We start from the raw sequence: 26406 nt of genomic DNA, 5'->3' as shown, positions 1-26406 counted from the left end.
GCAACGTGGCGGCGCGCGGATTTGTTCCTTTGGCGCCTGCACGGCGAGGATCAGAAGGGTCCTGGGCCAGGGGACAAGCCATTTCGCTGCAACCAAATTCACCACCCGTCGTTGTCGAGCAGCTAGGGAGCGGTTGGCCATGACGGGATTGTCATTGAAGAGACTGTCGTTTTTGTCGGCGCTGGTGGCGGGCCTGGCTCTGGCGGGTTGCAGCAACGAGGCCGAGCCGACACAGGGCGGCACCAGCAGCTCTGAGCCGACCCAAAGCAACACCAACACCGTCGACCAAAATCCCGAGGTACACAAGGACCCGACGCCGAAGACGACCACGGGCGGCGATCAACCTGGTACGCCGCCGGCGCAATGAGGGATCGGCCGACTGACCGGATTCTCCCGGATGGATGACGCGCGACAAGGGCTAAAGATCTCATCCCGACTGGCTCTGCTCGACCAAATGGTAGCTATACCGGTCTCGAATGAACGCGTTGAAAAAACGGCCCTTTGACGAGGCCTTGCGGAATGCGGCATAAGCCTGCGGCGGCACGTCGTCGAAGTCGTAGCGATTTCCTGGGACAAACCATACGGAGAGGGTCCTCGTCGCCGGATCGTAATTGATGCTTTGGATAACAGTTGAAGGCATTTCCCAACACTCGACCCCAATACTCGACGCGTCCGGACAATAACCCGCCCCGGCAATCCGGGTTCCGTCTCGCGCATGTGGAGGCGATGATCCGGCCCGGCCCCAAGGCCTTGCCGCCAGCGGCCGGCTTCACCAATTAGGGTTGATGCCATCGCTCAAAACCAAGCAGGCGGAATTCGCTGGGCAAGGCAACCTGTTTCGTGCGCCCAACGATCTGCCGGAAGGATTTCACTACCAGCCGGAGCTGATCACGGCGGAGGAAGAGGCCGAGCTGGTGCGGCAGCTCGAAACTCTCGCCTTCCAGCCTTTCGACTTTCATGGCCATCTCGCAAACCGGCGCGTCGCCGGTTTTGGCCTGCGCTACGATTTTGACCAATGCAAGGTGGTCGAGGCGCCGCCGATCCCTGCTTTTCTGATGCCGCTCAGGGACAAGGTGGCGGCATTTGCACGCCTGCCCGCCGATGCTTTCGTGCACGTCTTGATCAACGAGTACCGGCCCGGCGCGGGTATCGGCTGGCATCGCGACAAGCCGCAGTTCGATGCCGTGGCCGGCGTTTCTCTTCTTGCGCCATGCAGCTTTCGGCTCCGCCGGAAGAACGGCACGAGATGGGCTCGCGAGACCGTCACCCTCGAGCCAAGGTCGGCTTACCTGATGACGGGTCCGGCGCGCACCGACTGGGACCACAGCATCCCGCCGGTTGCCGCGCACCGGTATTCGATCACCCTGCGGACCCTGCGGCCGCAACGGTCGCCTCGATCAGAAGCGATAGTTCGATGACCAGAATCGAGACCGGCTCCTGTTTTTGCGGTTCGATAAGTGCTGAGATGCATGGTGACCCGTTCTGGATTTGCTCCGATCACGATGACGATTGTCGCAAGGCGATAGGCAGCCCGTTGACCGTCTGGGTCGGCTATCGACCGGCCCAATTCAGATTGCTCACCGGCGCGCCAAAAAAATTCTCAAGGACCCGAGGCGTGCTCCGCACCTTCTGCGCCGATTGCGGGACATCCATAGCCTACCTCGACCAGGGGCTTCCCGAGGAACTTTATCTGACGATCGGCTTCTTCGACCACCCCGAGCGCTTTGCGCCGCAGGCTCATGCCTATTGGGACATGAAGCTGCCGTGGGTGGAATTTGGCGACGATCTGCCGCGTGTGGGAAGATATTCAAGGCGGCGCGATCCGGCGGTCGGAAATCCGGCCGACCGGTAACCGGCAAAGCCGCCGATGGTACCCGAATGGCCCAGCTGAATTGAATTGCTATCGGTTCGTAATCCAAACGAACCGGCATCATCGCTTCTTCACGCCGCTTTCGATATTATCTGTTGAGCGCAACGAATAAGTCGGAACAGGCAGAAAAATTTGGCGCAACGATCGGGAAGCGCAGACCTTCCACTTCATGGCGGACGCGTGCCGAAATGGCTCGGCGACCGTATGACGCGGCTTGGCGCGGTCATGTGTGAGGCGATCATTCACCATTACGGTCGCGAGGAACTGCTGCGCCGGCTGGCACATCCCTTCTGGTTCCAGTCGTTTGGCGCGGTCATGGGAATGGACTGGCATTCCTCCGGCATCACGACCAGCGTCATCGGCGCCCTCAAACGTGGCTTGGCTCCGCTCTCCGGCGAACTCGGTATTCACGTGTGCGGCGGCCGCGGCGCGCATTCGCGCAAGACCCCGCATGAGCTTGCCGTGATCGGCGAGCGCGTCGGCTTCGATGGAACAGGCCTGGCAACGGCCAGCCGGCTCGTCGCCAAGGTTGACAGCGCCGCCGTCCAGGACGGCTTCGACCTTTATCTGCATGGCTTTATCGTCACCGACGACGGCGACTGGGTCGTGGTGCAGCAGGGCATGAACGGCGACAGCAAGGTGGCGCGCCGCTATCACTGGCTGTCCGAAGGCCTGAAGAGTTTCGTCGACCAGCCGCATGCCGCCATCGAAGGCGCCAACCAGGGCGAGATCGTCAACCTGACCGACCGCCGCGCCGACGCCTCGCGCAAGGGCCAGTTGAATCTCCTGCAGGATCTCGGACCGGATCGCATTCTGAGGGAGTTCGCCGCGCTCGAACGTGATGTGGCTGTCGCACCGAAGCCCGATCAGCCAATGCTGCCGCATCTGGTCATGCCGGCGCACCACGACGTTCGCGAAAGCGATGTCGTCATGCGTCGTCTTCATGGCAACATGGCGGCGGCTGCCGAGCGTGGCCCCGCCGATTTCTCCGAGCTTCTCCTGGTGCCCGGCGTCGGTGCGCGCACGGTGCGGGCGCTGGCGCTGGTCGCCGAGGTCTTGCATGGCGCGCCATGCCGGTTTTCCGATCCCGGGCGCTTCTCGCTGGCACATGGCGGCAAGGACAGGCATCCATTTCCCGTGCCGCTGAAGGTCTATGACGAGACGATCGGCGTCCTAAAGTCGGCCGTCCACAAGGCCAGGCTCGGTCGCGACGAAGAACTCGGCGCCTTGAAGCGGCTCGACGAGCAGTCGCGGCAGGTCGAACGCTATGTCACCGGCCCCAGTCTGAAGGAAATCGTTGCCGGAGAGTTCGATCAGTCGCATCTGCTCGGCGGCCGCAGCGTGTTCGGCTGGGAGACCGCACCCGAGGCGCCCGCGGATGCTAAACAACTCAAACAAAAGCGATGATCGGACCGGAACGCAGGTCAGCGGACCTGGCCTGATCCGTGTTCAGGCATCCAGATCGATCAAGGCGATGCCGAGTTCCGGACGTTTTCTGCGGCGCAGATGACCAGGCGTTTCCACCAAAGTGACTTCGAGTGTAGGCCGAACAATGCCATCGAGCAGATGTCCGCCCTTCGTGCTGCCGTCGCGCAATCCGAGCACCGCATGGACGTGAAGGCTGGGCTTGCCGTCGTCGCCGATCGCAACGTCGCCGATCGCGCTGAGCACCTCGCACTGTTCCAGCACCGGGATTTTCCGATAAGTTTTTTCCTCGATGTCGAACCAGCCGACAGTCGCCTTTTCGAAGGCGCCGAGCGCGGTCAGCGAGGCGCCGCCAATATCGTTATCGACAGCGAAAGATGTGAGCGCCGCGAACGCTTCCTCGCCGGGATCAAGCACCACAACGAACGTCCTTTGTCCGGCGCTTTCGGCGATGAGCTGCGATTTCATGATTTCACTCCAGACGCTGTGTCGGCTTTGGGTTGTCATTCGATCGAGAGGTTGAACGGAAAGCTGGCTCCCGAGTTCCCAACAGGTTTGGCTTGGCTTTGAACATCGCAGCGCCGTTCGGCTGTGGCGAAGATGCAGCGGTCCGGAACAAGATTGTCCAGGAAACATTGTTCCCCGCAGGCTATCTCTGAGGAGCGGACGTGGCGCCAACCGAGATCATCGTCAGGCATGCGCTAACGCCGCGTGAGTTCTGGATTGGTCTTGGCCGTGCCTTTGCCGGAGCGTTGATCTTCGCCGCCCCGGTGCTGATGACCATGGAGGCCTGGGCGCTGGGCTTTCACCTTCACCCACTGCGGCTCGCCCTGTTCCTCGCTGTCACTTTGCCAATGCTGGTGCTGCTGCACAAGTACGGAGGCTTTCGCCACACGGTGGCGCTGCGCGACCGCATCGCCGATGCTTTTGTGGCGATACTTGTGGCCGCTGTGGCGGCTACGGCGGTGTTGTTTATTTTCGGCATCGTGACCGCCGAAATGCCGCTGCGGGAGGTGATTGGCAAAATTGCGGTGCAAATTGTCCCAGGCAGTCTCGGGGCATCCTTGGCACGCGCTCAGCTCGGCCCGAGTTTGTTGGAGGAGGAGGACATTCCCGAGCCCGGCTACACCGGAGAGCTGTTCCTGATGGTGGTCGGAGCGCTATTTCTATCGGTGAACATCGCACCGACGGAAGAGGTCGTCCTCATCGCCTACAAGATGGAGCCCTGGCAGGAAATCGCCCTGGTGGTGGTCACCCTCGCTCTCATGCACGCCTTCGTCTATGAGTTCGAATTCCGCGGCTCGCACAGTCCCGAGCCAGGCGCTGGATTCGTCAGCATCTTCTTTCGCTATGCGATCGTCGGCTATGTCCTGGTGATGCTTGTAAACCTCTACATCTTGTGGACCTTCGGCAGGACCGATGGCGCCGGCTTTTCGGAGACACTCAGTGCAGTCGTGGTTCTGTCGTTTCCTGGCGCGCTCGGGGCGGCGGTTGCGAGGCTCATTCTGTGACAAGGAACCCCGCAAAAGGCGACAAGCAACAGAAGCAGCAGTCCGACAACAAAGCAAAGACACGCAAACCCGGGACTTCGGTCACGGAGTGGGTCGTGGCGGGCATAAGCTCCGTAGTCCTGCTTGCCGTGCTCGGTTATCTTGTCGTCGATGGCGTGAGCACGCGCGATGGGACCGCCCGGATCGTTGTGGTGCCACTCGCGGTCGCGGTCACCGAGGGGGGCTACGTGGTCGAGTTCGCCGCTGCAAACAGGGCGGGGAAATCAGTTGCTGCTGTCGAGATCAAAGGTGAGCTCCGCAACGGCGATGAGGTCGTCGAGGATAGCAGCGCTACGCTCGACTATGTCCCACAGAATTCCCAACGGAAGGGCGCGTTGATCTTTCGTCGCGATCCCGAGGCCTATGACCTGCGCCTCTTTGCCATTGGATATAGTGAACCCTGACCAGTCAAAACGCCATGGATGAAAGGGAACTCGGCGTGGATGACGCGGTCAACCGGCCACTGCTTCGCCCTGCTGTAAAAGCGACATGGCTGCAGAGAACCAACACGGCCGGTGCCTCCGAGAATGATGTGCGTGGGCGATCCTTTCGCACCATATTCCTCTCTATTCCTCCGGGGCGGTGGCAGGAGCCGTATAACGGCGACGCACCGCATCCAGAACGTGCTTGCGGCTTTCCTGCGCCGAGAGCATTTCGTCCTTTTCCGCCTCGGCGGTCTCGCGCGCCAGATCCTTGTCCCTGATCTGTCGGCGAAACCATTCGGAATAGTCGCCGGCGCGCAGGTGATGCTCCCAGGTTCTGTCGTCGATGCCCTCGGCAATCTGAGCGAAGATCATCAGGTTGTGGGCCCGGAGGTTCATCGCGTTGTCGGGACCTCTGAAATAGAAGCTGCCGGCCTCGTCGAGTTGACCTTCTGCATATTTGCGGCTGTGACGCTTGAGCGACTGGCGCGGCTCGATCGCTTTGACCATGGCAATTTTCTTGCGGGCTTGCGGCCGCCAGAACAGCACACGCTCGCCTTTTGGCGAGGGAATATCCTTTGGCGGCTTGGTGTCCGTCTCCTGACAAAAGGCCTTTATGACATTCTTGGCCTTGGGACCGAGCGCAATGACGGCAGTGACCAGACGCAGGGCGTCGGTCGAGATCGCTTCCGGATGAACGGTGATCAGGACAGTGCCCGGCAATTCCAACGACAGGATGGCGCGCGTGTCGTCGCGCCTCTTGGGCAGAAGATGATGCGCCTCGTCGACGACCAGCCAATGCGGCCTCGCCGTACGGTAGCGGAAATTGCCAAGACCGGGGAGCAGGTCGGCAAAGAAGCCTGGTCGCTCGTTGACCCGCAACGCCAGCCCGTTGACGACCACATTGGTGTCGGGCTTTTCGATCAGGTCGAGCACTTGTGCCTTTGTCGGTTCGCTTGAGCCATCGCCTACCCGGACGGCGCCTTCGAGGCCATCATAGTCGCCTTCCGGATCGAAAACGCAGAATTGAAATCCGTTCTCGACGAAGCGTTCCGTCAGCGCGGTGGCCAAGGTGGATTTGCCGATGCCGGAGCTTCCGGCGATCAGAACCGTGTCGGTCGGCGTCAGATAGACTTCGTCGCCGCCGACCGAACCGAGAAGGATGCCGTCACGGCCTTTTCGGACAAATTCCCGATCACGCTTTACCAGCTTTTCGATCAGTTCCTCGACGCCCTTTCCACGTGCGCCGCGCGTTACAAGATCCGCTGTATCCTTGACCGCCGCAAGGGCGTTCTCGACAGCGACGCTGCAGCCGCAGGCCCGCAGGAACGCATGATCGTTTTCAGCATCGCCAATACCGACCACATTGTGTGGCGACAGCTTGAGGTCCTCAAGTGCGGCTGCCAGCCCGGCTGCCTTGTTGATGCCGGTGGGCAGCACCATCACCGCGCCCTTGTTGAAGATGATTTCCAGCTCCAGCCCGAGTTCCTTGATGACCTCAAGAACTGTTGCCTGGTGTGGTTCCCAGGTCGCGACGATCGACCGTCCGACTGAAAGCGGCTTGACGCCGCGTTTCTTCAAACTGGCGACAAATTTCGGCGCCGGCGCCGGTGAAATCGCACGTTCTTCCTCGCTGGCAGGCGTGTAGATCAACGCCCCATTTTCGGCGACGACCTTGTCGAACACGCCGAGTTCGGGAAAAACCCGCTTGAGGTCGGGCAGTTCGCGGCCAGTGACGAGGATGAGCTTGCGGCCACTTTTCTTGAACCGTTCGAGGGCTGCAAGCGTCTTTTCGACTACGATCCCATCGTGCGCCAGCGTGCCGTCATAGTCCGTCGCCAAGGCAATGAAATACATCTGTCGACCATTTCATATCTGAGATCGCCGCTACCTCCGCCACAGGCGACAGGTCCACGATGATCGAGGCAGTGCGGGCGACACGTTCTCAGTAGCCGCCGATGATCGGCAATATCTCGCCGGTGATGTAGCTTGAACAATGCGGCGAGGCGAGGAACACATAGGCCGGCGCGATTTCCTCCGGTTGCGCCGGCCGTTTCATCGGCGTGTCTGCGCCAAATTTCGAGACGTCGCCGGCTTGCTTGTCCGACGGGTTGAGCGGGGTCCACACCGGGCCTGGCGCCACGCAGTTCACCCGAATTCCCTTTTCGATGAGGTTGCCGGACAGCGCGCGCGTGAAGGCATGAATGCCGCCCTTGGTCATCGAATAGTCGACCAGCTGCTTCGAGCCCTCGATGCCGGTTATGGAGCCGCTGTTGATGATCGCCGAACCAGGCTTCATATGCGGAACGGCCTCCTGCGCCATGTGGAAATAGCCGTAGAGGTTGGTCTTCAGCGTCGTGTCGAAATGCTCCTCGGTCAGCTCACTGAAGTCGCTGGAATGGACCTGAAAAGCCGCGTTGTTGACCAGCACGTCGATCCGGCCAAATTCCTTCACCACCTTAGTCACAGCCTTGTGGCAGTGGTCGCGTTCGCTGACGTCGGCCTTGACCAGCGTGCAGCGCCGGCCCTCGGCTTCGACGGCCCTCTTCGTTTCTTCAGCATCCTTGTCCTCGCACAGATAGACGATTGCCACATCGGCGCCTTCGCGCGCATAGAGCACGGCCACGGCTCGGCCGATGCCGGAATCGCCGCCGGTGATGACGGCCACTTTGCCGTCCAGCTTTTTTGATCCGATATAGAATGGCGCGTCGTAAAGCGGCGCCGGCTCTATCGCCCATTCATGCCCTGGCTTCGGCTGGTGCTGCTCGGGAAAGGGCGGCTCGGGATATTTGCGTGCTCCGGCCTGCATGGCGCCTTGTTGCTTGCCGTTGCCCTTCGTTTTGTCCTTGGCGTCGATGCCGCGCTGGATGTGGCGTTGCTTGGCGGCCTCGCCGGCGATTTCCGATTTCCTCTGCATGGCTGTCTCCTTGGCTTGGAGAACGAACAACGCATGTCCGGCGAAAAAGTTTACGCGACGGCGTCATTCCTTCGGCAACGAATCCAAACGCCAGGAAATCGACGGCGTGTACTGCGCAACTGGCAACGAATGACGCGGCCGGACGTTTGGGCACAAGCGGTGTCCGAGAACCTGAAGGCGCGCTGGACAAGCAGAAGGTATTCCCAGGCTGGTGACCTGACGATTTCCCGCTTGTCGGCCGTACAGGCGATCTTCTGGATCGCGCCAAGGGAGAGGAAAATGGCTGAAGATCATGCCAAACCAACCGGGCCGGATCTGGTCGAGGGTATCGCGTTATCCGACCTTGCCGACGGCGGAAAGCTCCTCGGCCATTGCGGCGATGAGCCGGTGCTGCTGGTGCGCCGCGGGGCCGAGATCTTCGCCATCGGCGCGACATGCACACATTATGGCGGGCCGCTCGTCGACGGTCTTGTGGCGGAAGACACCGTCCGGTGTCCCTGGCATCACGCGTGTTTTGATTTGCGTACAGGCGAGGCCTTGCGCGCCCCTGCTTTCAGTCCACTCGCGTGCTGGTCGGTGGAACAACGCGATGATCGGATAGTCGTGGGCGAGAAACGCAAGCGGACGGTGTCCAAGCCGCGCGCTGGCGGCTCCAGCCAGGCTCCCGAAAAAATCGTCATTGTCGGTGGCGGCGCCGCCGGTTTCGCGGCGGCAGAAACACTGCGGCGCGAACATTATCAAGGCAGCATTGTCATGCTCAGCAACGACGAAGCGCCTCCGGTTGATCGGCCCAATCTTTCCAAGGACTACCTCGCCGGCAAAGCACCGGAGGATTGGATTCCGCTGCGCCGAGAAAGCTTCTATTCGAAGAACGATATCGACCTGCGCCTCAATGCGGATGTCGCCAGCATCGATGCACGTTCTGGCGAAGTTGTGCTCGCGGACGGGGCCCGGACTGCCTACGACAGGCTACTCCTGGCGACCGGAGCCGAGCCGGTTCGCCTGACCATCCCCGGCGCCGACCAGCCACATGTTCACACGCTGCGCTCGTTCGCAGACTGCAAGGCGATCATCGAGCGAGCAACGACTGCGCGCCGCGCCGTCGTGCTTGGCGCCAGTTTCATTGGCCTGGAGGTTGCCGCGGCGCTGCGCTCGCGCTCGATCGAAGTTCATGTCGTGGCGCCGGAAAAACGGCCCTTGGAACGGATCATGGGTTCGCAAATGGCCAACTTCATCCGCGCCCTGCATGAGGAGAATGGTGTCGTATTCCATCTCGAGGACACCGCGGGCAGCATCGACGCCAGCGAGGTGAAACTCAGCGGCGGCGATATTTTGGCGGCGGATCTCGTCGTCGCCGGCATCGGCGTGCGACCGCGGACAGGGCTAGCCGAAACGGCAGGGCTCACCCTTGATCGCGGTGTCGTGGTAAACGCCTTTTTGGAGACGAGCGCACCAGGCATCTTCGCGGCCGGCGACATCGCGCGGTGGCCGGATCCTCACAGTGGCGAGAACATTCGGGTCGAGCATTGGGTGGTTGCCGAGCGGCAGGGGCAAACCGCGGCCCTCAACATGCTCGGCCATCGCCGGAAGTTCGTCGCCGTGCCGTTCTTCTGGAGCCAGCACTACGATGTTCCCATCAACTATGTCGGCCATGCCGTGCAATGGGACGAGATCGCGATCGATGGCGACATCGTTGCCAGGGATTGCCTGCTCCGCTTCAAGCGCGAAGGGCGCACGCTGGCTGTCGCTTCGATCTTCCGCGACATCGAAAGTCTGGGGGCCGAGGTGGAAATGGAGCGCCAGACGACCTAGCCCGGATATCTCGAGCGAAGCGCACGCTGTGCGGCCGGTTCAGTCCCGGCGCGCAAGGATCCAGTCGGTCGCCGCCGCGAGATCGGCGACGGTTGCGGTCGGGCGCGGATCAAACCGTTTCTCGTCGCCGTGCCGGTATTTGCCGGTCCTCACCAGCAATGCGCCCGACAATCCGGCGCTTAGCGCGCCAGCTATGTCGGCCTCGGCGTCGTCGCCGACCATGATCGCCTGGTCTGGCGGACAGTCCATGCTTGCCAGCGCCGACAGAAAGAATTCCGACGACGGCTTGCCGAGAACGGTTGCGCGTTTCAGCGAGGCAAATTCCAATGCCGCGACGAATGGCCCGGCATCGAGGCTGAGCTCGCCGTCGGCATCCCGAAACGTCCGGTTGGTGGCAAGGGCCAGCAATTCGGCCCCGGCGCTCAGCTCGCGGAACGCGTCATTCAACGCCGCATAGGTGAAGGCGTCTCCGGCATCGCCGACGATGACGGCGCGCTTGTCGCGATCCGGCAGTTCGCAAAAGTCCGGCGCAAGGCCGGGGTGAATCAGCAAATATGGCGCTCGGCCATTGCGAAGCAGCCAATCGCGTGCAGCGTGCGCCGGGGTGAAAACATCTGCCCTGGTAACGGTGAGTCCCATCGCCTGCAGACGTTCGAGAACGCTCTGTTTCGACGAGCGCGTGGTATTGCTTATGAAGCGTATGGCCAAGCCGGCCTGGCGCAAACGCGTGACGGCGTCGATCCCGCCTGGTATGGCGGTCTCGCCGTCATAGATGACGCCTGCGAGGTCCAGCAGTACACCTCTTGTCATCGGTCCAGCATGACCACGAGTCCGTCAGGCGTCAAATCCGGAACAGGCCCCATGGTTGTTCCCCTTGGATCAGGGGGCAGGCACATGCGATAGCCGAGGTCACTGCCACCATTCGGGAAAGGTCATGCGTGCGGCCTCGGCCAGCGTCGCGATCGCCTCGTCGGGGACCGAGCTGTAAGGCCAGAGCAGTCGCGGGCCAAGCGGCGCCCAGCCGCCGGCCGCCGCCATCGCTTTGTCGAGCGCCGCATCGCTGACGTCATAGCGAGCGCGAAAGGGCAGTACGTGGGTGGCGAGAAAGGCCTGGATGCGCGTCTCGACCTCGGCAGCGGCCGCCACGTCGGTGCGGATCGTCTGCCACCACATTACCGCGCCCTTGGGGCTAAGACAGGCGACGTTGGAGTAGCTGCCATGCGCTCCCTGGGCAAATCCCGTCGCCAGCGTATGGCCGGGCACGAAGACCGAAAATCCCGGCAGTTCGCGGCGCATGTCGGCGTACCAACCGGCGTCGCCGCCCGGCAATTTGGCGCCGACCAGCGACGGCACCGCTGCACGCAGCCTGGCGATGCCTTCGAGCGTCAGGCGGCGCTTGGCATGCGGTGGATTGTAGAGCACCAGCGGCATGTCGGGCGCGGTCTCGCACAGGCCGCCGACGAAGCGCATGACCTCGCCGTCGCTGGGCGGCCACCAGTCGGGCAAGGTGAATTGCACCGCCGCCGGGCGAAGCGCCGACACCCGCATCAGCCGCTCGCGCGCGACGCGCGGATTGGACTGGCTGATGCCGATCTGGAAGGGCAGGCGCGCGCGGCCGGCAATCGCGGCCATCAGGGCGCAAAGCCGGTCGAACTCGGGCTCGATCTGGCAGTGGAATTCGCAGGCCGTGCCGTTGGAATAGATGCCGTCGACGCCTGATGCGCAGAGCCGCGCAATCGTCTCCTCCGTCGCTTCCCAGTCGATGGCCCCGCGATCGTCGATGGCCAGCATCACCGCGCCCCAGACGCCGCGCGGCGCGTGCGCGGGCAAGTGGCTCAGGTGATCGTCGAGCTCAGCGCGCACCGGCGATCTCGTGCTCGCGGCGCGTTTCGTTCGACGCAAAGGCGGCCTCGATGATGCCGATGATCTTGCGGCCATAGGCGCCGTCGACCGGCACCGGCTTGTCGTCGGCAACGGCATCGCGCATCGCGCTCCATTCGCGCACCAGCGCGGCATGCATCCAGTTCGGCTCGAACGAGCCGGGCAGGTCGGTCCAGGCCGTGTCGCGGCCAAGCATCGTGCCGCGGTCCATGTCGATGCGCAGCGTTGCCTGCTCGCAGACCAGGTCCATGGCGTAGCCGGCCGCGCCATTGCGATAGCCGACGCTCTGCACCTGGCCGAGTCCGCCGCCGGCGAAGCGCAGTCCGAGCAGGGCGATGTCGTCGGCTTCCTGGTCATGGGACATGGCGCCGAGCATGGCGCTCACCGACACGACGTCGTCATCCATGAGCCAGACGAGGCGGTCGAGCGCATGGATGCCGGCCGTCAACAGCATGCCGCCGCCGGTGGCCTTGCGCAGATGCCAGTCGCGGCGATTGTGCTCCATCCACAGCTTGATGATCCAGCTCGACCCGACGAGCGGCCGGCCGAGCGTTCCTTGCTCAAGCATTTGCCTGGCCGCCATGCAAGGCAGCGCGAAGTGCATGAGATGGGCGACCATCAGCTTGACGCCAGCGGCGCCCACGGCGGCGTTGATCGCATCGCAGGCCGCCGCCGTCGGCGCCATCGGTTTTTCCAGCATGACGTGCTTGCCGGCTTTTGCCGCGCCGATCGCCATTTCAGCATGAAGATGGTGGGGACTGGCGATGAGGACTGCCTCGACATCCTTGTCGTCGAGCAGCTTGCGCCAATCGGTGTAGCCGCGACCACCATGTTCGCTGGTGAAGGCGGCCAGGGCATCGTTATTCCCGCGGCACGATGCGACGAGATGCAGGCCCTGCACCTGCTTGATTGCCCTTGCATGGGCGGCGCCGAAATCGCCCGCTCCGATAATGCCTATTCCAATCATCGTCCTGCCTTTTCATAAGTGGCGTCGATCAGCGACATCGCCGCAACATAGTCAGCGATCGAAGTCGCCGGCGGCGCTTTTCGAGCCAGCCGGTCGAGCGTGTCGCTCATGCACAGGCGGTAGCGCGTCGCCGGCAATTCGATCGGCAATTCGATGATAGCGCCATCGTCGAGCGTCGCACAGAAGGCGCGCTCGCCATAGTCGATGAGGGTCGCATTCTCACTGACGATACGCCATTCGAAATCGCCGCCGGGGCGCATCGAAGCAAAAGTGTATCCGGCCTCGACGACGAACAACGCTCCGGCAGCGTCTTCCAGTACAAGCAGCGCATGGTCCTCGACCGCGGCGCGGTGAATGCGGTTCTCGATCGAAACGGTTTTTAGCCCGAGCGCGCCGGTTGCCAGGCCGAGCGCGGCGTCAACGCCGTGTATGCCGAGGTTCCTCAGCGCGCCGCCGCCACCGATCGCCGGATCCACCATCCAGGCCACGCCGTCGGCCGCATAGCGCTGCGGCGGGCCATTGACCAGCCGGAACTGGCAATGCGCGACCGCACCGGCGCGGCCTTGGCTGCGCAGCCGTTCAAAGGCAGTAGCGGCAGGCCCAAAGCGGTTGGGCAGGGGAACGCTGACAAAGGCCTGGTGCTGCCTCGCCAACTCGCTGAGCGCGGCCAACGCTGCGGTGCTGCTGGCCGCCGGCTTTTCCAGGATCAGCGGTATGCCGGCTTCGATGACGGCACGCGCCCGCGCCGGCACCGTCGAAGGGTGTCCCATCAGCAGGATCGCGTCCGGCGGGCCGGAGAGGATTGTCGCAAAATCGGCGATGGACGGCAAATGCTGGCGCGTCGCGAAGGCGCGCGCATGCTGCGCGTCCTCATCCCAGATGCCGGCAATCTCGGCGCTGCAAAACCGTGCAGCGTCAAGATGCATTTCGGCGTGCCAATGGCTCGAGCCGGCCAGGACGATCTTCATTTCAGCGTGTAATCCTCTTGCTTGCAGGATATCCTACAAGTCGCTATGCTACAAGCATCGACCGCTTTGCGACGCGCCATCGGCCGCAATTGCAGCGGCGCTGGGAGCAAAATGCCGGAACCCAAATCGAGTTCAGAAACCAAGTTGAACCCGGAACAAAAATCGATCGAACCGCTGGCCCGACCGCCGCTGCTTCACGTCAGCGTGCAGGAGAGCCTGAGGAAATATATCCAAAGCAACCAGCTCAAGGCGGGCGACCCCTTGCCTCCGGAGACCTTCCTGGCGCAGCGGCTCGGCGTCGGCCGCAACTCGGTGCGCGAAGCGATCAAGGCGCTGGAGTCGATCGGCATTCTGGAGACGCGTCGCGGCATTGGCGTGTTCGTCAAGGAATTCTCGTTCAAGCCCTTGCTGGATAATCTGGCATACGGCCTGCAGGATTCGCTGCGCGACGTCGAGGAACTGCGCGAGATCCGCCGCGTCCTTGAGACCGGCCTGATCGCAAAAACCATCGAGATGATCAGCGCCGAAGACATCGCCGCGCTGCGCCAGCTGACCGAAAGCATGCGGCGGCGCGCCGAGCGCCAGGAAAGCTTTGCCGAAGAGGACCAGCAATTCCACCAGTTGCTGTTCCGCTGCCAGAACAATCACATGTTGAGCGCGCTGATCGACATCTTCTGGGTGGCGTTCAACAAGGCCTCGAACTTCACCAGCCTCGACAATCCGACGCCGCTGGCGACGTGGCGCGACCATCACGAGATCGTCGAGGCGGTCGCCGCCAAGGATGTCGACCGGGCGCGTCAGCGCCTCGACGACCACTACAGAGGGATTCAGCAAGTGATCGCCAAAAACCGGATTACCTGACCCAACGCCGGACTACTGACAATGCCAAGGGAGGAAAACCATGCGCATCAAGACCATAGCTCATCATCTGGCCATCACCGGGCTGCTGCTCGGCGGCATTAGCCTTGCCACCAGCGTCCAGGCACAGGGCGCCAAGACCATCACCGGAGGCTTCGATGTCGGCCCCGGCGGCTTTCCCAAGAACTTCAATCCGTTGGCTGCGACCGGCGGCTTTACCTGGCTCAGCACCTATTTTGAACCGCTGGTCATCTACAACGCCGAACTGACCGAACTCGAAGGCGATCTGGCCAAGGACTACAAGGTCAGCGACGACAAGCTGACCTACACGTTCAACCTTGCCCAGGAGAGCTGGCACGACGGCAAGCCGTTCACATCCAAGGACGTCAAGTTCACGCTTGAGCTCGCCAGGAACAAGGCCTCCGGCAGCCTGTTTGCCGCGCGCCTCGGCGACATCGCGTCGGTCGACGCGCCGGACGATCGCACCGTGGTCGTCAAATTGTCGAAGCCCAACGGCTCCTTCCTGTCGATTCTCTCGCAGGTGATGATCCTGCCGGAGCATGCCCTGGCCGCGATGCCGCCGGAAACGCTGGCCACGAGCACCTGGTGGTCCACGACGCCGGTCGGCACCGGCCCCTTCAAGTTCAAGCGCTATGTCAGCGATCAATATGTCGAACTGGCCGCGGATGACGACTATCGCGGCGGCAAGCCGAAGGTCGACGTGCTCATCAACAGGTATTTCGAGAACCCGGCGGCGGCCGTTGCGGCGCTGCGCGCCGGCGAAATCCAGTTCACCTATGTCGAGCCCGACGACGCGATAACCTTCAAGAGCGACAGCAATTTCAAGGTGATCGAGGGCGCCTCCTATGTGGTCAACTACATCGGCCTCAACCAGAAGGTCGAGCTCTTTAAGGATGTTCGCGTGCGCCAGGCGATCATGTACGCGATCGATCGCAACGCCATCATCGAGAGCCTCTATGGCGGCGCGGCCAAACCGGCCAATTGCGGCTACGTCGCGCCGCACCTGCTTCCCGAAGGCCTCGAACCCTATGCCTATGATCCGGCCAAAGCCAAGGCTCTGCTTGCCGAGGCCGGCTGGGACAAGATCAACGGCGACAAGCCGATCACCTTGCTGACCTATTACGGCTCGCCGCAAGCCGCCAACGTGATGGCTGCCATCCAGTCGATGCTGGCCGAGGTCGGGATCAATGTGGTGCCGCGCGTCGTCGATACGCCGACTTATAACGGCATCGTCTACAAGGAAGGCACGCCGGACTGGAACGCGTTTGCGATGGTCTATGCCGGCCTGCAGAACGGTCCCAATCCGGCCGGCATCAGCCCGGGTCTCAACAAGTCCCAGATTCCGCCGGCAGGCTTCAACACCATGCGCATCGAGTTCGATGATCTCAGCGCCGCATTGGACGCCGCGCTCGCCCAGACCGATCCGGCCAAGATCGACCAATCCTGGCAGCAAGTCTGCAAGGTGATGAACAAGGATCTGCCCTGGGCGACATTATGGGTGGCCAACCGCTATGGCGCAGCCTCCAACAAGCTGCGTGACTTTGTCTGGACGCCGGCGCCGGGCGGCGGTCCTTATGCGGCTCACCCGGAACGCTGGGACATCCAGTAAAACGGCTGGCGGGCCATTCCGGCCCGCCAATGATACGGGCCGGCACGATGCCGGCTCCGCTCACCATCGCCACGGACAGCCAATGCTGAGTTTCATTGCCCGCCGCAGCGCTACAGGACTGTTGATGCTGGTCGCCCTGAGCGTCCTCATCTTCATCCTTCTGCGGCTGGCGCCCGGCGATCCGATCGATGCCTATATCAATCCGTCCAGCCCGATGTCGGCTTCCGACCTCGAAGTCCTGCGCGACCGGCTTGGGCTCGACCAGCCGCTTCCCGTGCAATACCTCGCCTGGCTTCGCGCTGCGCTCGGCGGCGACTTCGGCTATTCGATCCAGCGCAGCGGCGTTGGCGTGCTGCCGCTGGTCATGGAGCGCATCGGCCCGACCGCGCTGTTGATGGGCACCGGCCTGGCCATCGCCATCGTGCTCGGCATTTCCGCCGGCATCTTCAGCGCCGTCCGCCGTAACACGCTGCCCGACATCGCGCTGTCGGTGGTTTCCTTCGTCGGCATCTCCAGCCCGGCGTTTCTGACGGCACTTCTGGGACTGTACTTTTTCTCGGTGCTGCTGCGCTGGGCGCCATCAGGCGGCATGCAGACCGCCGGCGCGCCTTTTTCTTTAGCGGACGTGCTCGCGCACCTGGTCCTGCCCGCCTGCCTGCTGTCCATCGGACACGCCGCGCTGATCATGCGCTACATGCGCGCGTCGCTGCTGGAAGTGCTCAACCAGGACTATGTGCGGACCGCACGTGCCAAGGGCGTGCGCGAATTCTGGGTGATCATCAAGCATGCAACCCGCAACGCGCTTTTACCGGTCATCACCCTGATCGGGTCGACGGTCGGCATAGCGATCGGCGGCGCCATCTTCCTCGAAAGCGTGTTCAACTGGCCGGGCATGGGCCTGCTGCTGGTCAACGCCGTCGGCACAAGGGACTACCCGGTGATCATGGGCGCCACTCTGGTAATCGGCATCTGCGTCATTCTGGTCAATCTCCTGACCGATATCGTCTATGCCGTCGTCGACCCGCGCATCCAGGTGTCGTGATGACGATCACCGCACCAGCTCCGACAATCGACCCGACAGCCGGGCCGCAAACCAAGGGACCGCTTCGCCGCGCGCTCGGCCGGTTCTTTGAAAATCGTGCGGCGCGCGCCGGTCTGCTTATCGTCGTCCCCATTCTGCTGGCGGTCTCGACCTATTCCCTGTGGTGGCCGTTCAGCCCCAACGCCATCGATCTCAGGGCGATCAACAAGGGGCCGTCCGCCATTCATTGGCTCGGCAGCGACGGCGTCGGCCGCGACGTCATGGCTCGGCTGCTGCAAGGCGGACGGATCTCGCTGCTGGTCGCCGTCTGCTCGGTCGCCATCTCGATCGTCATCGGCTTCCTGGTCGGCGCTGTCGCCAGCTTCGGCGGGCGCCTTGTCGACGGCACGGTGATGCGCTTCGTCGACCTCGCCATGACCCTGCCGCCGGTGATCTTCCTGCTCGTGCTCGCTTCGATCGCCGGCACCGGCATCGCGCCGACCATCCTGGTGATCTCGCTGCTCTCCTGGCCGGTGCTGTCGCGCATGGTGCGCGCCCGGCTGCTCGAGCTGCGCGAGCGCGACTTCGTCGTCGCCGCCCGTGGCATGGGGGCGGGGCTGCCGCATCTCCTGTTCCGCCACGGCCTGCCGAACTGCATCGACATTCTTGTCGTCTACGCCACGCTGCAGATCGCCAATGCCATTCTGCTCGAAGCCGGCCTTTCCTTCCTCGGCCTCGGCATCGCACCGCCCGAAGCCAGTTGGGGCAACATGCTCAATCTCGCCCGCTCCACCGTGGTGCTCGAGCAATACCCCTGGCAATGGATGTTTCCCGGCGCCGTACTCGTGCTCACCGTGCTGGCCATCAACTTCATCGGCGATGGCCTGCGCGATGCATTCGACCCTCGTTCCGATCTCAACTGACCTGAAGGTTTTTGAAAAAATGCCCCTGTTTACCGGTGTCGTGCCACCCGTCGTCACCCCACTCCATTCCGATCTCAGTGTCGATTTTGCGTCGTTCACGCGGACCATCGAAAACCTGCTCGACGGCGGCGTTCACGGCCTGTTCGTGCTCGGCTCGACCAGCGAGGTGGTCTTCCATGACGAGGCCGGCCGCCGGGCCATCATCGAGCACGCGGTCAAGGTCAACAATGGCCGCGTTCCGATCTTCGCCGGGGTCATCGACCCGACAACCGATCGCGTCGTCAACCACGCCCTGATCGCCAGATCGGCCGGCGCTGACGCAGTCGTGGTCACCGCGCCGTTCTATGCCCGCACCAGCCAGCCCGAGATCGGCGATCACTTCCGCTACATCAAGGACGCAGTCGACATCCCGATCATCGCCTACGACATCCCGGTCTGCGTCCATGTCAAGCTGGAGCGCCAGACCACCGTCGGCCTTGCCAGCGAGGGCGTTATCGCCGGCATCAAGGATTCCAGCGGTGACGACGGCAATCTGCGTTATGTGCTCAAGGACATGGCCAACGACCCGAATTTTTTCGGCATGACCGGGTCCGAGATCCTGGTCGACAGCGTGCTTGCCATGGGCGCGCATGGGGTCGTGCCGGGCCTCGCCAATGTCGACCCGCACGGATACGTCAGGCTGTGGAACCTGATGCAGGCGGGTCAGCACGCCGAGGCCCGCCTGGAGCAGGAGCGGCTGTTGAAGCTGTTCGAGATCGTCTGGATCTCGCTCGGCAGGACGAGCGCCGGCTCGGCCGGGGTCGGTGCCTTCAAGACCGCGATGAGGAGCCTCGGCATCATCGCCTCCAACACCATGGCGCGGCCGCAACGCAGCCTGAACGACGAGGAAGGCGCAAAGGTCGACATCATCCTTCGCGACGTCGGCTTGCTGCGCTGACCGTGGACGCTCCGATCCTCTCGATTTCCGGTCTGCGAGCGGTGTTCCGTATCGCCGGACGCGACATCGCCGCCGTGCAGGACGTCGACCTGGTGATAGGTTCGGGCGAGACGGTTGCGCTGGTCGGCGAGTCGGGATCGGGCAAGTCGGTCACCAGCCTGTCGATCATCGGCCTGCTGCCGAAGAAGGTCGGACGCATTGCCGAGGGCTCGATCGCGCTGCGGCGCAGGGACGGCACGGTCACCGAACTGACCGGCCTCGATCCCGAGTCGCTGCGCAAGGTGCGCGGCAACGACATCGGCATGGTGTTCCAGGAGCCGATGACCAGCCTCAATCCGGTCTACAGCATCGGCGAACAGATCGCCGAGCCGATCCGCATCCATCTCGGCAGATCGCACCGTGATGCGGCCACTGATGCCGTGCGGCTGCTGGCTCAGGTCGGAATTCCCGACCCTGATCGGCGGGCGCGGCAATACCCGCATGAGCTGTCGGGAGGGATGCGCCAGCGCGCCACCATCGCCATGGCCTTGTCGTGCGATCCGACCTTGTTGATCGCCGACGAGCCGACCACCGCCCTCGACGTCACTATCCAGGCCCAGATTCTCGACCTGCTGGCCGCGTTGCAGGCGCAACGCGGCATGGGCATTCTATTCGTCACGCACAATCTCGGCGTCGTTGCCGAGATCGCCGACCGGGTCGCGGTGATGTATGCCGGGCGCATCGTGGAATCGGGTCCGGTGAGCGAGGTGTTCAACCGTCCGCGTCATCCCTACACCGCCGGGCTGATGCGTTCGGTGCCGCGGCTCGGCCAGGCCACCATGCTGAAGGCAGGAGGAACGCCACTTCCGACCATCGCCGGCAATGTTCCGTCGCTGGCCTTGCTGCCCAATGGCTGCTCCTTCGCGCCGCGTTGCACCCTGGCTGTCGATGCCTGCCGCACTGCTGTACCGCCATTGTTCGCGGCGACACCGACCCAGCAAAGCCGTTGTTTGCGCTGGGAGGACCTTTGACAATGGACTCCCCCTTCCTTTCGGTCAGGAACCTGACCAAGCATTTTGCGCCGACGGCGTTCTCGCGCGGTCCCGTCGTCAGGGCGCTGGAAGATATTTCCTTCGACATTGCGCGCGGCCAGGTGGTCGGTCTCGTCGGCGAATCCGGCTCGGGCAAGACCACGATCGGCCGCTCGGTGCTGCGTCTCATCGAGCCGACGTCCGGCGAAATAAGATTTGACGGCGTCGATATCACCAGCCTGAGCGCCGGGCCGCTGGCTCGCCAGCGCCGCAAGATGCAGTATATTTTCCAGGATCCGTTCGCCAGTCTGTCGCCGCGCATGACCATTGGGCAGATCCTGACCGAAGGCTTGGACATTCAGGGCATCGGCAACAGGCGCGAGCGGCGGGCGAAGGCTGAGAAGGCGCTTGCTGCTGTTGAGTTGCCAGTCGATGCCTATGATCGCTACGCCCACGAATTTTCGGGCGGGCAGCGCCAGCGCATCGGTATCGCCCGGGCGCTTACGCTCGAACCCGAATTCATCGTCGCCGACGAGCCGGTCTCTGCCCTCGATGTCTCCATTCAGGCGCAGATCATCAATCTTTTGCGCGATCTGCAGGTCCGGCTCGGCCTGACCATGCTGTTCATTTCGCATGACCTGGCCGTCGTCGAATATATCTGCGACACGGTGATCGTTCTCTACCTCGGCCGGATCATGGAAGTCGCACCGGCCGCCGAACTCTATGCCCGGCCGCAGCATCCCTATACGCGCGCGCTGCTTTCGGCCATTCCGTCGCTCGACCCACTGGCCAGGCAAGGCCGGCAGGTGCTGAAGGGCGACATTCCAAGCCCGGCAAATCCGCCGACCGGGTGTGTTTTCCGTACCCGCTGCCCGGTTGCCCTGGACGCTTGCGCCGGCATCGTCCCGCCATTGCGGGCAACAACGTCCGATGGCCATTTGAAGGCCTGCATTCGCGACGACATCGCTTGAGACAAGGCCCGACAAGGCGATTTACTTCGCGTGCTGTCTGAGGGACTCTTCGACGGGAGGCGAAGAACCGGCCGCCAGCTTGCTGCCCAGAAGCCTCCGCCAAGCTCAACTGCCTCAATCCCGAGAGATCGATTTCCGAAGCTTCTCGAAAACCAACAGCTTGCTTTTGCGCACGCCGTCTTCAAGCAGGCTTCCGTTTGCCAGATGCGCGGCGATGGCGCTGGCCAGCGCGCAACCCGTCCCGCGCATCGATCCGGCAAGACGCGGCGCATCGAAGCGGATGGGCTCTTGATCGGCGCGCAGCAGGATGTCCGTCGATCGACACCCCGCGGCGTGGCCGCCCTTGATCAGCAGGGCCTGCAATCCGGCGATGAGCAATTTCTGACCTTGTTGCAATGCGCCGTCCTCGTCGATGGCCAGGTCTGAGCCGGCAAGGACAGCCAGTTCGATGAGGTTGGGCGTGACGAGACGGCAAAGCGGGATGAGTTCATGCTTCAGGACGTCGATAGCGCCTGTGTCCAGAAGCGGCCAACCCGAGGAAGAGACCAGCACCGGGTCGATGACTGCCGGTATCTGTGGGTTTTGGCGCAGCACATCCGCGACGGCGACGATGATTTGCTCCGTTGCGAGCATGCCGATTTTGATCGCCCCGACCGCATTGGCTTGCAGCGCGGCACGCATCTGATCGGCCACCAGACCGGGTTGCAAATTGTGGATTTGCGTGACGGCTTCATGCGTCTGCACCGTCACGGTGGTAACGGCAAGGCAGGTGCGCAAGTCGAGGGCGGAGATCGTCTCAATGTCGCGGACTATGCCGGCGCAGCCGCTGGAGTCCGAGCCGCCGACGACAAGCACATGCGGTTCGCGCCTCAACGCCATCGCCCCGTCTTTTCGAGCCACTCGCGCGTTCGCGCTTCCGGATCGGCATTCAATGTAATGTCGGTCACTACCGCGGCGCTGTCCGCACCGCAACCGAAGACGCCCTCGAGCCGGTCGGGGTTGAGGCCGCCAATCGCGACCAGAGGTGTCGGCGCGATCCGGCGCTTCCATTCGCCAAGCCGTTCGAGCCCCTGCGGCGCCCATTTCATCTGTTTCAGGATGGTCGGATAGACTGGGCCGAGCGCGATATAGTCCGGTCTGGCGGCAAGGGCTGTTTCGAGTTCGAGATGGTCGTGCGTGCTGAGGCCGAGACGGAGACCCGCAGCCCTTATCCGCGTAAGGTCCGCCGCTTGCAGATCTTCCTGTCCGAGATGAATGAAATCGCAGTCCTCCTCGATCGCCAGCCGCCAGAAGTCATTGATGATGAGCTGGCATTTGTATCGGGCGCACAAGGCCTTCGCCTTGCGGATCTCGGCGCGCAACGCAGCCTCATCGAGGTTCTTGACGCGAAGCTGCATCAGCCTGACGCCGAGCGGCGCTAGCCTTTCAATCCAGGCGGCGCTGTCGACGATCAGATAAAAAGGATCGAGTTTCATTGAAAGACTGCCCGGCCAATTGTCGGCGTCGATGGGACGGCGAGGTCGCGCGGCTCGAGCAGGCCCGAGCGATAGGCCTCACGGCCGGCATCGACCGCCTTGCCGAACGCGCGCGCCATGCCGATCGGATCGGCGGCCTTGGCCACTGCCGTGTTGAGGAGCACTGCGTCGAAGCCGAGTTCCATCACGAGAGCCGCGTGAGATGGGCGGCCGAGGCCCGCATCCACGATCAGCGGGACATCCGGGAAATGGCCGCGCATCGAGCGGAGCGCGGTGATATTTACCGGTCCAAGCGCAGAACCGATCGGCGCGCACCAGGGCATGAGCACCCTGCATCCGGCTTCCAGCAATCGCTCGGCGACGACGAGATCGTCCGTCGTGTAAGGAAATACAGCAAAACCGTCGTCGCACAGGATTCGCGCGGCCTCGACCAAGCCGAAGACGTCAGGCTGCAGCGTGTCATGATTGCCGATCACCTCGAGCTTGATCCAGTTCGTGCCGAAGACCTCGCGCGCCATCTTTGCGGTCGTGACGGCTTCCTTGACGGAGTGACAACCGGCGGTGTTGGGCAGGACATGCAGCCGCAGCGATTGGATAAGCGACCAGAATTTCTCGCCACCCTTGGCGCCGGCCATTTCGCGGCGCAATGAGACGGTCACCGCGGACGCGCAGGACGCCTTGACCGCATCGGCAAGAATGGCGGGCGAGGGGTACTGTGCGGTGCCGAGAAGCAGGCGCGACGGAAGCTTGGTTCCGTAAAGCTCGATCACGTTACTAACCTCCTTGCATGGGTGAGAGAACTTCGATCCGGTCGCCGTCCTTCAGCTGGAACAGCGCCCGCTCAGTCGCGTGCACAAGGTCGCTGTTCACGGCCGTTGCAAGCCAGTTGCCTTCGTAGTCAAGCGCCGCGAGAAGCTCCGCCAGGGTGGCGGCGGTGATCTCATGCGCTTCGCCGTTGACCGTCAGTTTCATCAGCAAGTTCCACCGGTTTGTCAGAATCGAAAACAAGGTCGGCCACCCGGCGCGCCATGGCGGGGGCCAGAAGGAAACCATGGCGGTAGAACCCGTTGATGGCGACGGTCCTGCCATGCGCTTCGACGAGCGGCAGGTTGTCGGAAAACGCCGGGCGAATGCCGACGGCCGTCTCAACGATCGCGGCCTCGCCGAAGGCGGGATGAACCGAATAGGCGGCGTTCAGGAGTTCCATCATCGCCCGTACCGTGACCGGCTCCGTGGACAGGCTCTCGACCATCGTTGCACCCGCCATGAAATGGTGGTCGGCGCGCGGCGCCAGATAGAGCGGCAAACGCGGGTGCAGCAGCCTGACCGGGCGCGACAGCGAGACGTCCGGTGTACGCAGGATCAGCATCTCGCCGCGAACGCCGCGAAGCCTTTCATCGCTGGACGCCATTCCCATGCAATCGATCTCGCGGTCGAATCCCGTCATGTGCCGGGCGTCCACTCCGAAGCGGAACTCGACGCCGCTTCCGGCGAGTTTTTCATGCAGCGCCGCCATTACACGGCGTGGGTCGAGATGGGCTTCGCGCGGGAAGAACAGCCCGCGACGGAAGCGGCCGGCGAGATCGGGTTCCAGGAGCGCGATTTCGTCTTCGTCGACCCGCCGATGACCCGACGTGCGGCTTGCAAACCGGTCGAGTTCGCCCGCATCCCGCGGCATTGCCAGAACGAGCGTTCCGGCCCGCCTGACATGACCCGGCAGGACCGCATCCCACCAGTCGGCGGCATCGCGTCCGAGATCCAGCACCGGCTGCTCGGCGCTTTCGCGCTCGCACCAGGGCGCCAGCATGCCGCCGGCCATCCATGATGCGTTGCCGCCAAGGCCATGCCGGGTCTCGGCAATGGTTACCGCAGCACCGCGGGCGGCCAGTTCGAAGGCGGCGGTGAGGCCGGCGACGCCGGCCCCTTTGACCAGCAGCCTCATGACGGCTCCGGCATCTTCGGCATGGGCGGTTCGCCGTCCACCGGCATACAAAGATTGCCGCCCTCGCGGTACTTCGCGGCCATCGCCGCCATGCCCTCTTTCTGTGCCTCGGCCCGAATGTCGTGGGAGATGCGCATCGAGCAGAATTTCGGCCCGCACATCGAGCAGAAATGCGCCAGCTTGTGCGCCTCCTTCGGCAAGGTCTCGTCGTGGAAGGAGCGCGCGGTTTCGGGGTCGAGCGACAGGTTGAACTGGTCTTCCCAACGAAACTCGAACCGCGCCCTCGACAGCGCATCGTCGCGGAGCTTCGCCGTCGGATGACCCTTGGCGAGGTCGGCGGCGTGCGCGGCTATCTTGTAGGTGATGACGCCCGTTTTGACGTCGTTGCGGTCGGGGAGACCGAGATGCTCCTTGGGCGTGACATAGCAGAGCATCGCCGTGCCGTACCAGCCGATCATTGCCGCGCCGATGCCTGAGGTGATGTGGTCGTAGCCGGGTGCGATGTCGGTGGTCAGCGGCCCAAGCGTGTAGAAGGGCGCCTCGCCGCAGACTTCGAGCTGCCTGTCCATGTTCTCCTTGATCTTGTGCATCGGAACATGGCCCGGCCCCTCGATCATGACCTGGCAATCCTTGGCCCAGGCGACCTTTGTCAACTCGCCGAGCGTTTCCAGTTCGGCGAACTGCGCCGCGTCGTTGGCGTCGGCGATCGAGCCGGGACGAAGGCCGTCGCCGAGCGAGAACGACACGTCGTAAGCGCGGCAGATGTCGCAGATTTCCTCGAAATGCTCGTAGAGGAAGCTTTCGCGGTGATGATGCAGGCACCACTTGGCCATGATGGAGCCGCCGCGCGACACGATGCCGGTGACCCGGTCGACCGTCAGCGGGATGTAGTGCAGCCGCACACCGGCATGGATGGTGAAATAGTCGACGCCCTGTTCGGCCTGTTCGATCAGCGTATCGCGGTAGATTTCCCAGGTCAGGTCCTCGGCGATCCCTCCGACCTTCTCAAGCGCCTGGTAGAGCGGCACGGTTCCGATCGGCACCGGCGAATTGCGGACGATCCATTCGCGGATGTTGTGGATGTTGCGACCGGTCGACAGGTCCATCACGGTGTCGGCTCCCCAGCGGATCGCCCAGACCATTTTTTCGACCTCTTCGGCCATCGACGAGGTGACGGCTGAATTGCCGATATTGGCATTGATCTTGACCAGGAAATTGCGGCCGATGATCATCGGCTCGCTCTCCGGGTGGTTGATGTTGGCGGGAATGATAGCCCGTCCGCGCGCTATCTCGTCGCGCACGAATTCCGGCGTGACGAAGTCCGGGATCGCCGCGCCGAAAGAGTTGCCGTCGCGCTGCATCCCGCCGCGTAAGCTCTCGCGGCCGAGATTTTCGCGAATGGCGACGAACTCCATTTCGGGGGTGATGATCCCGGCGCGCGCATAGGCAAGCTGCGTCACCGCTTGGCCCGTTTTTGCCTTTAGCGGCCGGTGGCGCACGGGAAATTCCGGCGTCAGGCGCTCACCTGACGCAAAGCCGTTGTCCTCCGGCCTGACACTGCGGGCATCGTGGAATTCGACGTCGCCGCGCACCGTCACCCATTCATGGCGAAACCTGGCGAGGCCCTTTTCGATGCTGGTTTCGACAGTCGGGTCCGTATAGGGGCCGGACGGATCGTAAACGGTGACAGGCGGTTCGCCTGCCGTCGGATGGACGGCGATTTCCCGCATCGGCACCCTGATCTGCGGGTGAATCAGGCCGGGTTTGTGGATTTTCCTTGAGGCGGGCAGCGGTCCCGTCGACACGGCGGGGGAAATGGCATTCATT

28 protein-coding genes are annotated in these 26406 nt (G+C 63.1%); 14 read left to right on the top strand and 14 right to left on the bottom strand.

The genetic code is table 11. The annotated features are described in order from the left end of the window. Positions 1 to 139 precede the first annotated feature (139 nt). Positions 140 to 367, top strand: a complete 228-nt coding sequence (locus AC0L15_RS07190; RefSeq protein ID WP_287064341.1) for a hypothetical protein — start codon at positions 140 to 142, stop codon at positions 365 to 367. Positions 368 to 427: 60 nt separating this feature from the next. On the opposite strand, the gene AC0L15_RS07185 is transcribed toward AC0L15_RS07190, so the two are convergent. Then, complete coding sequence (locus AC0L15_RS07185) at positions 428 to 640, bottom strand: KTSC domain-containing protein (RefSeq protein ID WP_287064340.1); 213 nt, start codon at positions 638 to 640, stop codon at positions 428 to 430. A gap of 145 nt (positions 641 to 785) precedes the next feature. Here AC0L15_RS07185 and AC0L15_RS07180 point away from each other — a divergent pair, with 145 nt between their 5' ends. From AC0L15_RS07180 to AC0L15_RS07170, 3 genes are all read left to right on the top strand, one after another. Further along, on the top strand, positions 786 to 1418 hold the full coding sequence (locus tag AC0L15_RS07180) for an alpha-ketoglutarate-dependent dioxygenase AlkB (protein WP_473496060.1): 633 nt from the start codon (positions 786 to 788) through the stop codon (positions 1416 to 1418). After that, positions 1415 to 1852 (top strand): GFA family protein, encoded by a 438-nt coding sequence (locus AC0L15_RS07175; protein ID WP_023801346.1) that lies wholly within the window; start codon positions 1415 to 1417, stop codon positions 1850 to 1852. The genes AC0L15_RS07180 and AC0L15_RS07175 overlap by 4 nt, the downstream gene beginning before the upstream one ends. A gap of 150 nt (positions 1853 to 2002) precedes the next feature. After that, positions 2003 to 3277, top strand: coding sequence for a DUF763 domain-containing protein (locus AC0L15_RS07170; protein ID WP_287244394.1), 1275 nt, complete (start codon positions 2003 to 2005; stop codon positions 3275 to 3277). 42 nt (positions 3278 to 3319) lie between these two features. Here the strand turns inward: AC0L15_RS07170 and AC0L15_RS07165 are convergent, their stop codons facing one another. Beyond that, a complete protein-coding gene (locus AC0L15_RS07165) occupies positions 3320 to 3763 on the bottom strand; it encodes a PPC domain-containing DNA-binding protein (RefSeq protein WP_287064337.1) in 444 nt (147 codons plus the stop codon). 284 nt (positions 3764 to 4047) lie between these two features. Here AC0L15_RS07165 and AC0L15_RS07160 point away from each other — a divergent pair, with 284 nt between their 5' ends. Both AC0L15_RS07160 and AC0L15_RS07155 read left to right on the top strand, forming a co-directional pair. Then, positions 4048 to 4806 carry a TIGR02587 family membrane protein gene (locus AC0L15_RS07160; RefSeq protein WP_245277751.1) on the top strand — a complete coding sequence of 253 codons (759 nt, stop codon included), beginning with the start codon at positions 4048 to 4050 and terminating at the stop codon, positions 4804 to 4806. Beyond that, positions 4803 to 5249, top strand: coding sequence for a TIGR02588 family protein (locus AC0L15_RS07155; RefSeq protein WP_023801355.1), 447 nt, complete (start codon positions 4803 to 4805; stop codon positions 5247 to 5249). Before AC0L15_RS07160 ends, AC0L15_RS07155 begins: the two co-directional genes overlap by 4 nt. Before the next feature lie 162 nt (positions 5250 to 5411). Here the strand turns inward: AC0L15_RS07155 and AC0L15_RS07150 are convergent, their stop codons facing one another. After that, positions 5412 to 7124, bottom strand: coding sequence for an HAD family hydrolase (locus AC0L15_RS07150; protein WP_287064334.1), 1713 nt, complete (start codon positions 7122 to 7124; stop codon positions 5412 to 5414). Positions 7125 to 7212: 88 nt separating this feature from the next. Next, positions 7213 to 8184 carry an SDR family oxidoreductase gene (locus tag AC0L15_RS07145; protein WP_023801357.1) on the bottom strand — a complete coding sequence of 324 codons (972 nt, stop codon included), beginning with the start codon at positions 8182 to 8184 and terminating at the stop codon, positions 7213 to 7215. Between the two features lie 279 nt (positions 8185 to 8463). Between AC0L15_RS07145 and AC0L15_RS07140 the strand changes: the two genes are divergently transcribed. Further along, entirely contained in the window at positions 8464 to 9996 is a 1533-nt protein-coding gene (locus AC0L15_RS07140; RefSeq protein WP_287244391.1) for an FAD-dependent oxidoreductase, read from the top strand. 39 nt (positions 9997 to 10035) lie between these two features. On the opposite strand, the gene AC0L15_RS07135 is transcribed toward AC0L15_RS07140, so the two are convergent. The 4 genes from AC0L15_RS07135 to AC0L15_RS07120 form a co-directional block, all read right to left on the bottom strand. Then, on the bottom strand, positions 10036 to 10806 hold the full coding sequence (locus tag AC0L15_RS07135; protein WP_128172619.1) for a TIGR01458 family HAD-type hydrolase: 771 nt from the start codon (positions 10804 to 10806) through the stop codon (positions 10036 to 10038). Positions 10807 to 10905: 99 nt separating this feature from the next. Beyond that, complete coding sequence (locus tag AC0L15_RS07130) at positions 10906 to 11859, bottom strand: dihydrodipicolinate synthase family protein (RefSeq protein WP_287064332.1); 954 nt, start codon at positions 11857 to 11859, stop codon at positions 10906 to 10908. Continuing rightward, the gene (locus AC0L15_RS07125) at positions 11849 to 12844 is read right to left on the bottom strand and encodes a Gfo/Idh/MocA family protein (RefSeq protein WP_287064331.1); all 996 of its coding nucleotides are present in this window, start codon (positions 12842 to 12844) and stop codon (positions 11849 to 11851) included. The genes AC0L15_RS07130 and AC0L15_RS07125 overlap by 11 nt, the downstream gene beginning before the upstream one ends. After that, on the bottom strand, positions 12841 to 13812 hold the full coding sequence (locus AC0L15_RS07120) for a Gfo/Idh/MocA family protein (protein WP_287244364.1): 972 nt from the start codon (positions 13810 to 13812) through the stop codon (positions 12841 to 12843). Before AC0L15_RS07120 ends, AC0L15_RS07125 begins: the two co-directional genes overlap by 4 nt. 111 nt (positions 13813 to 13923) lie before the next feature. Between AC0L15_RS07120 and AC0L15_RS07115 the strand changes: the two genes are divergently transcribed. From AC0L15_RS07115 to AC0L15_RS07085, 7 genes are all read left to right on the top strand, one after another. Continuing rightward, entirely contained in the window at positions 13924 to 14673 is a 750-nt protein-coding gene (locus tag AC0L15_RS07115; RefSeq protein WP_287064329.1) for a FadR/GntR family transcriptional regulator, read from the top strand. A 40-nt stretch (positions 14674 to 14713) separates the two neighbouring features. Then, positions 14714 to 16300 carry an ABC transporter substrate-binding protein gene (locus tag AC0L15_RS07110; protein WP_473496057.1) on the top strand — a complete coding sequence of 529 codons (1587 nt, stop codon included), beginning with the start codon at positions 14714 to 14716 and terminating at the stop codon, positions 16298 to 16300. Between the two features lie 82 nt (positions 16301 to 16382). Further along, positions 16383 to 17342 (top strand): ABC transporter permease, encoded by a 960-nt coding sequence (locus AC0L15_RS07105; protein WP_473491582.1) that lies wholly within the window; start codon positions 16383 to 16385, stop codon positions 17340 to 17342. Further along, the gene (locus AC0L15_RS07100) at positions 17342 to 18244 is read left to right on the top strand and encodes an ABC transporter permease (RefSeq protein WP_128247498.1); all 903 of its coding nucleotides are present in this window, start codon (positions 17342 to 17344) and stop codon (positions 18242 to 18244) included. Before AC0L15_RS07105 ends, AC0L15_RS07100 begins: the two co-directional genes overlap by 1 nt. A 19-nt stretch (positions 18245 to 18263) precedes the next feature. After that, a complete protein-coding gene (locus AC0L15_RS07095) occupies positions 18264 to 19181 on the top strand; it encodes a dihydrodipicolinate synthase family protein (protein ID WP_287064325.1) in 918 nt (305 codons plus the stop codon). A 2-nt stretch (positions 19182 to 19183) separates the two neighbouring features. After that, complete coding sequence (locus tag AC0L15_RS07090) at positions 19184 to 20191, top strand: ABC transporter ATP-binding protein (RefSeq protein WP_287064324.1); 1008 nt, start codon at positions 19184 to 19186, stop codon at positions 20189 to 20191. 2 nt (positions 20192 to 20193) lie between these two features. Further along, a complete protein-coding gene (locus tag AC0L15_RS07085) occupies positions 20194 to 21162 on the top strand; it encodes an ABC transporter ATP-binding protein (protein ID WP_287064323.1) in 969 nt (322 codons plus the stop codon). A 114-nt stretch (positions 21163 to 21276) separates the two neighbouring features. On the opposite strand, the gene AC0L15_RS07080 is transcribed toward AC0L15_RS07085, so the two are convergent. The 6 genes from AC0L15_RS07080 to thiC are packed head-to-tail and all read right to left on the bottom strand — an operon-like array spanning position 21277 to position 26405. Next, positions 21277 to 22041, bottom strand: a complete 765-nt coding sequence (locus AC0L15_RS07080; RefSeq protein WP_287245606.1) for a hydroxymethylpyrimidine/phosphomethylpyrimidine kinase — start codon at positions 22039 to 22041, stop codon at positions 21277 to 21279. After that, positions 22032 to 22637 (bottom strand): thiamine phosphate synthase, encoded by a 606-nt coding sequence (locus tag AC0L15_RS07075; protein WP_287064322.1) that lies wholly within the window; start codon positions 22635 to 22637, stop codon positions 22032 to 22034. The genes AC0L15_RS07080 and AC0L15_RS07075 overlap by 10 nt, the downstream gene beginning before the upstream one ends. Continuing rightward, positions 22634 to 23407, bottom strand: coding sequence for a thiazole synthase (locus tag AC0L15_RS07070; RefSeq protein WP_287064321.1), 774 nt, complete (start codon positions 23405 to 23407; stop codon positions 22634 to 22636). The genes AC0L15_RS07075 and AC0L15_RS07070 overlap by 4 nt, the downstream gene beginning before the upstream one ends. A 4-nt stretch (positions 23408 to 23411) precedes the next feature. Beyond that, positions 23412 to 23609 carry a sulfur carrier protein ThiS gene (gene thiS / locus AC0L15_RS07065; RefSeq protein WP_287064320.1) on the bottom strand — a complete coding sequence of 66 codons (198 nt, stop codon included), beginning with the start codon at positions 23607 to 23609 and terminating at the stop codon, positions 23412 to 23414. After that, a complete protein-coding gene (thiO, locus tag AC0L15_RS07060; RefSeq protein WP_473496056.1) occupies positions 23578 to 24579 on the bottom strand; it encodes a glycine oxidase ThiO in 1002 nt (333 codons plus the stop codon). Before thiO ends, thiS begins: the two co-directional genes overlap by 32 nt. Further along, complete coding sequence (gene thiC / locus AC0L15_RS07055; protein WP_473496055.1) at positions 24576 to 26405, bottom strand: phosphomethylpyrimidine synthase ThiC; 1830 nt, start codon at positions 26403 to 26405, stop codon at positions 24576 to 24578. The genes thiO and thiC overlap by 4 nt, the downstream gene beginning before the upstream one ends. Between the last annotated feature and the right edge of the window lies 1 nt (position 26406).

The sequence above is a fragment of the Mesorhizobium sp. WSM4846 genome (assembly GCF_055811415.1).
Note: the sequence above shows the minus strand (reverse complement) of the source record. Positions and strands in the feature narration are given on the sequence as shown.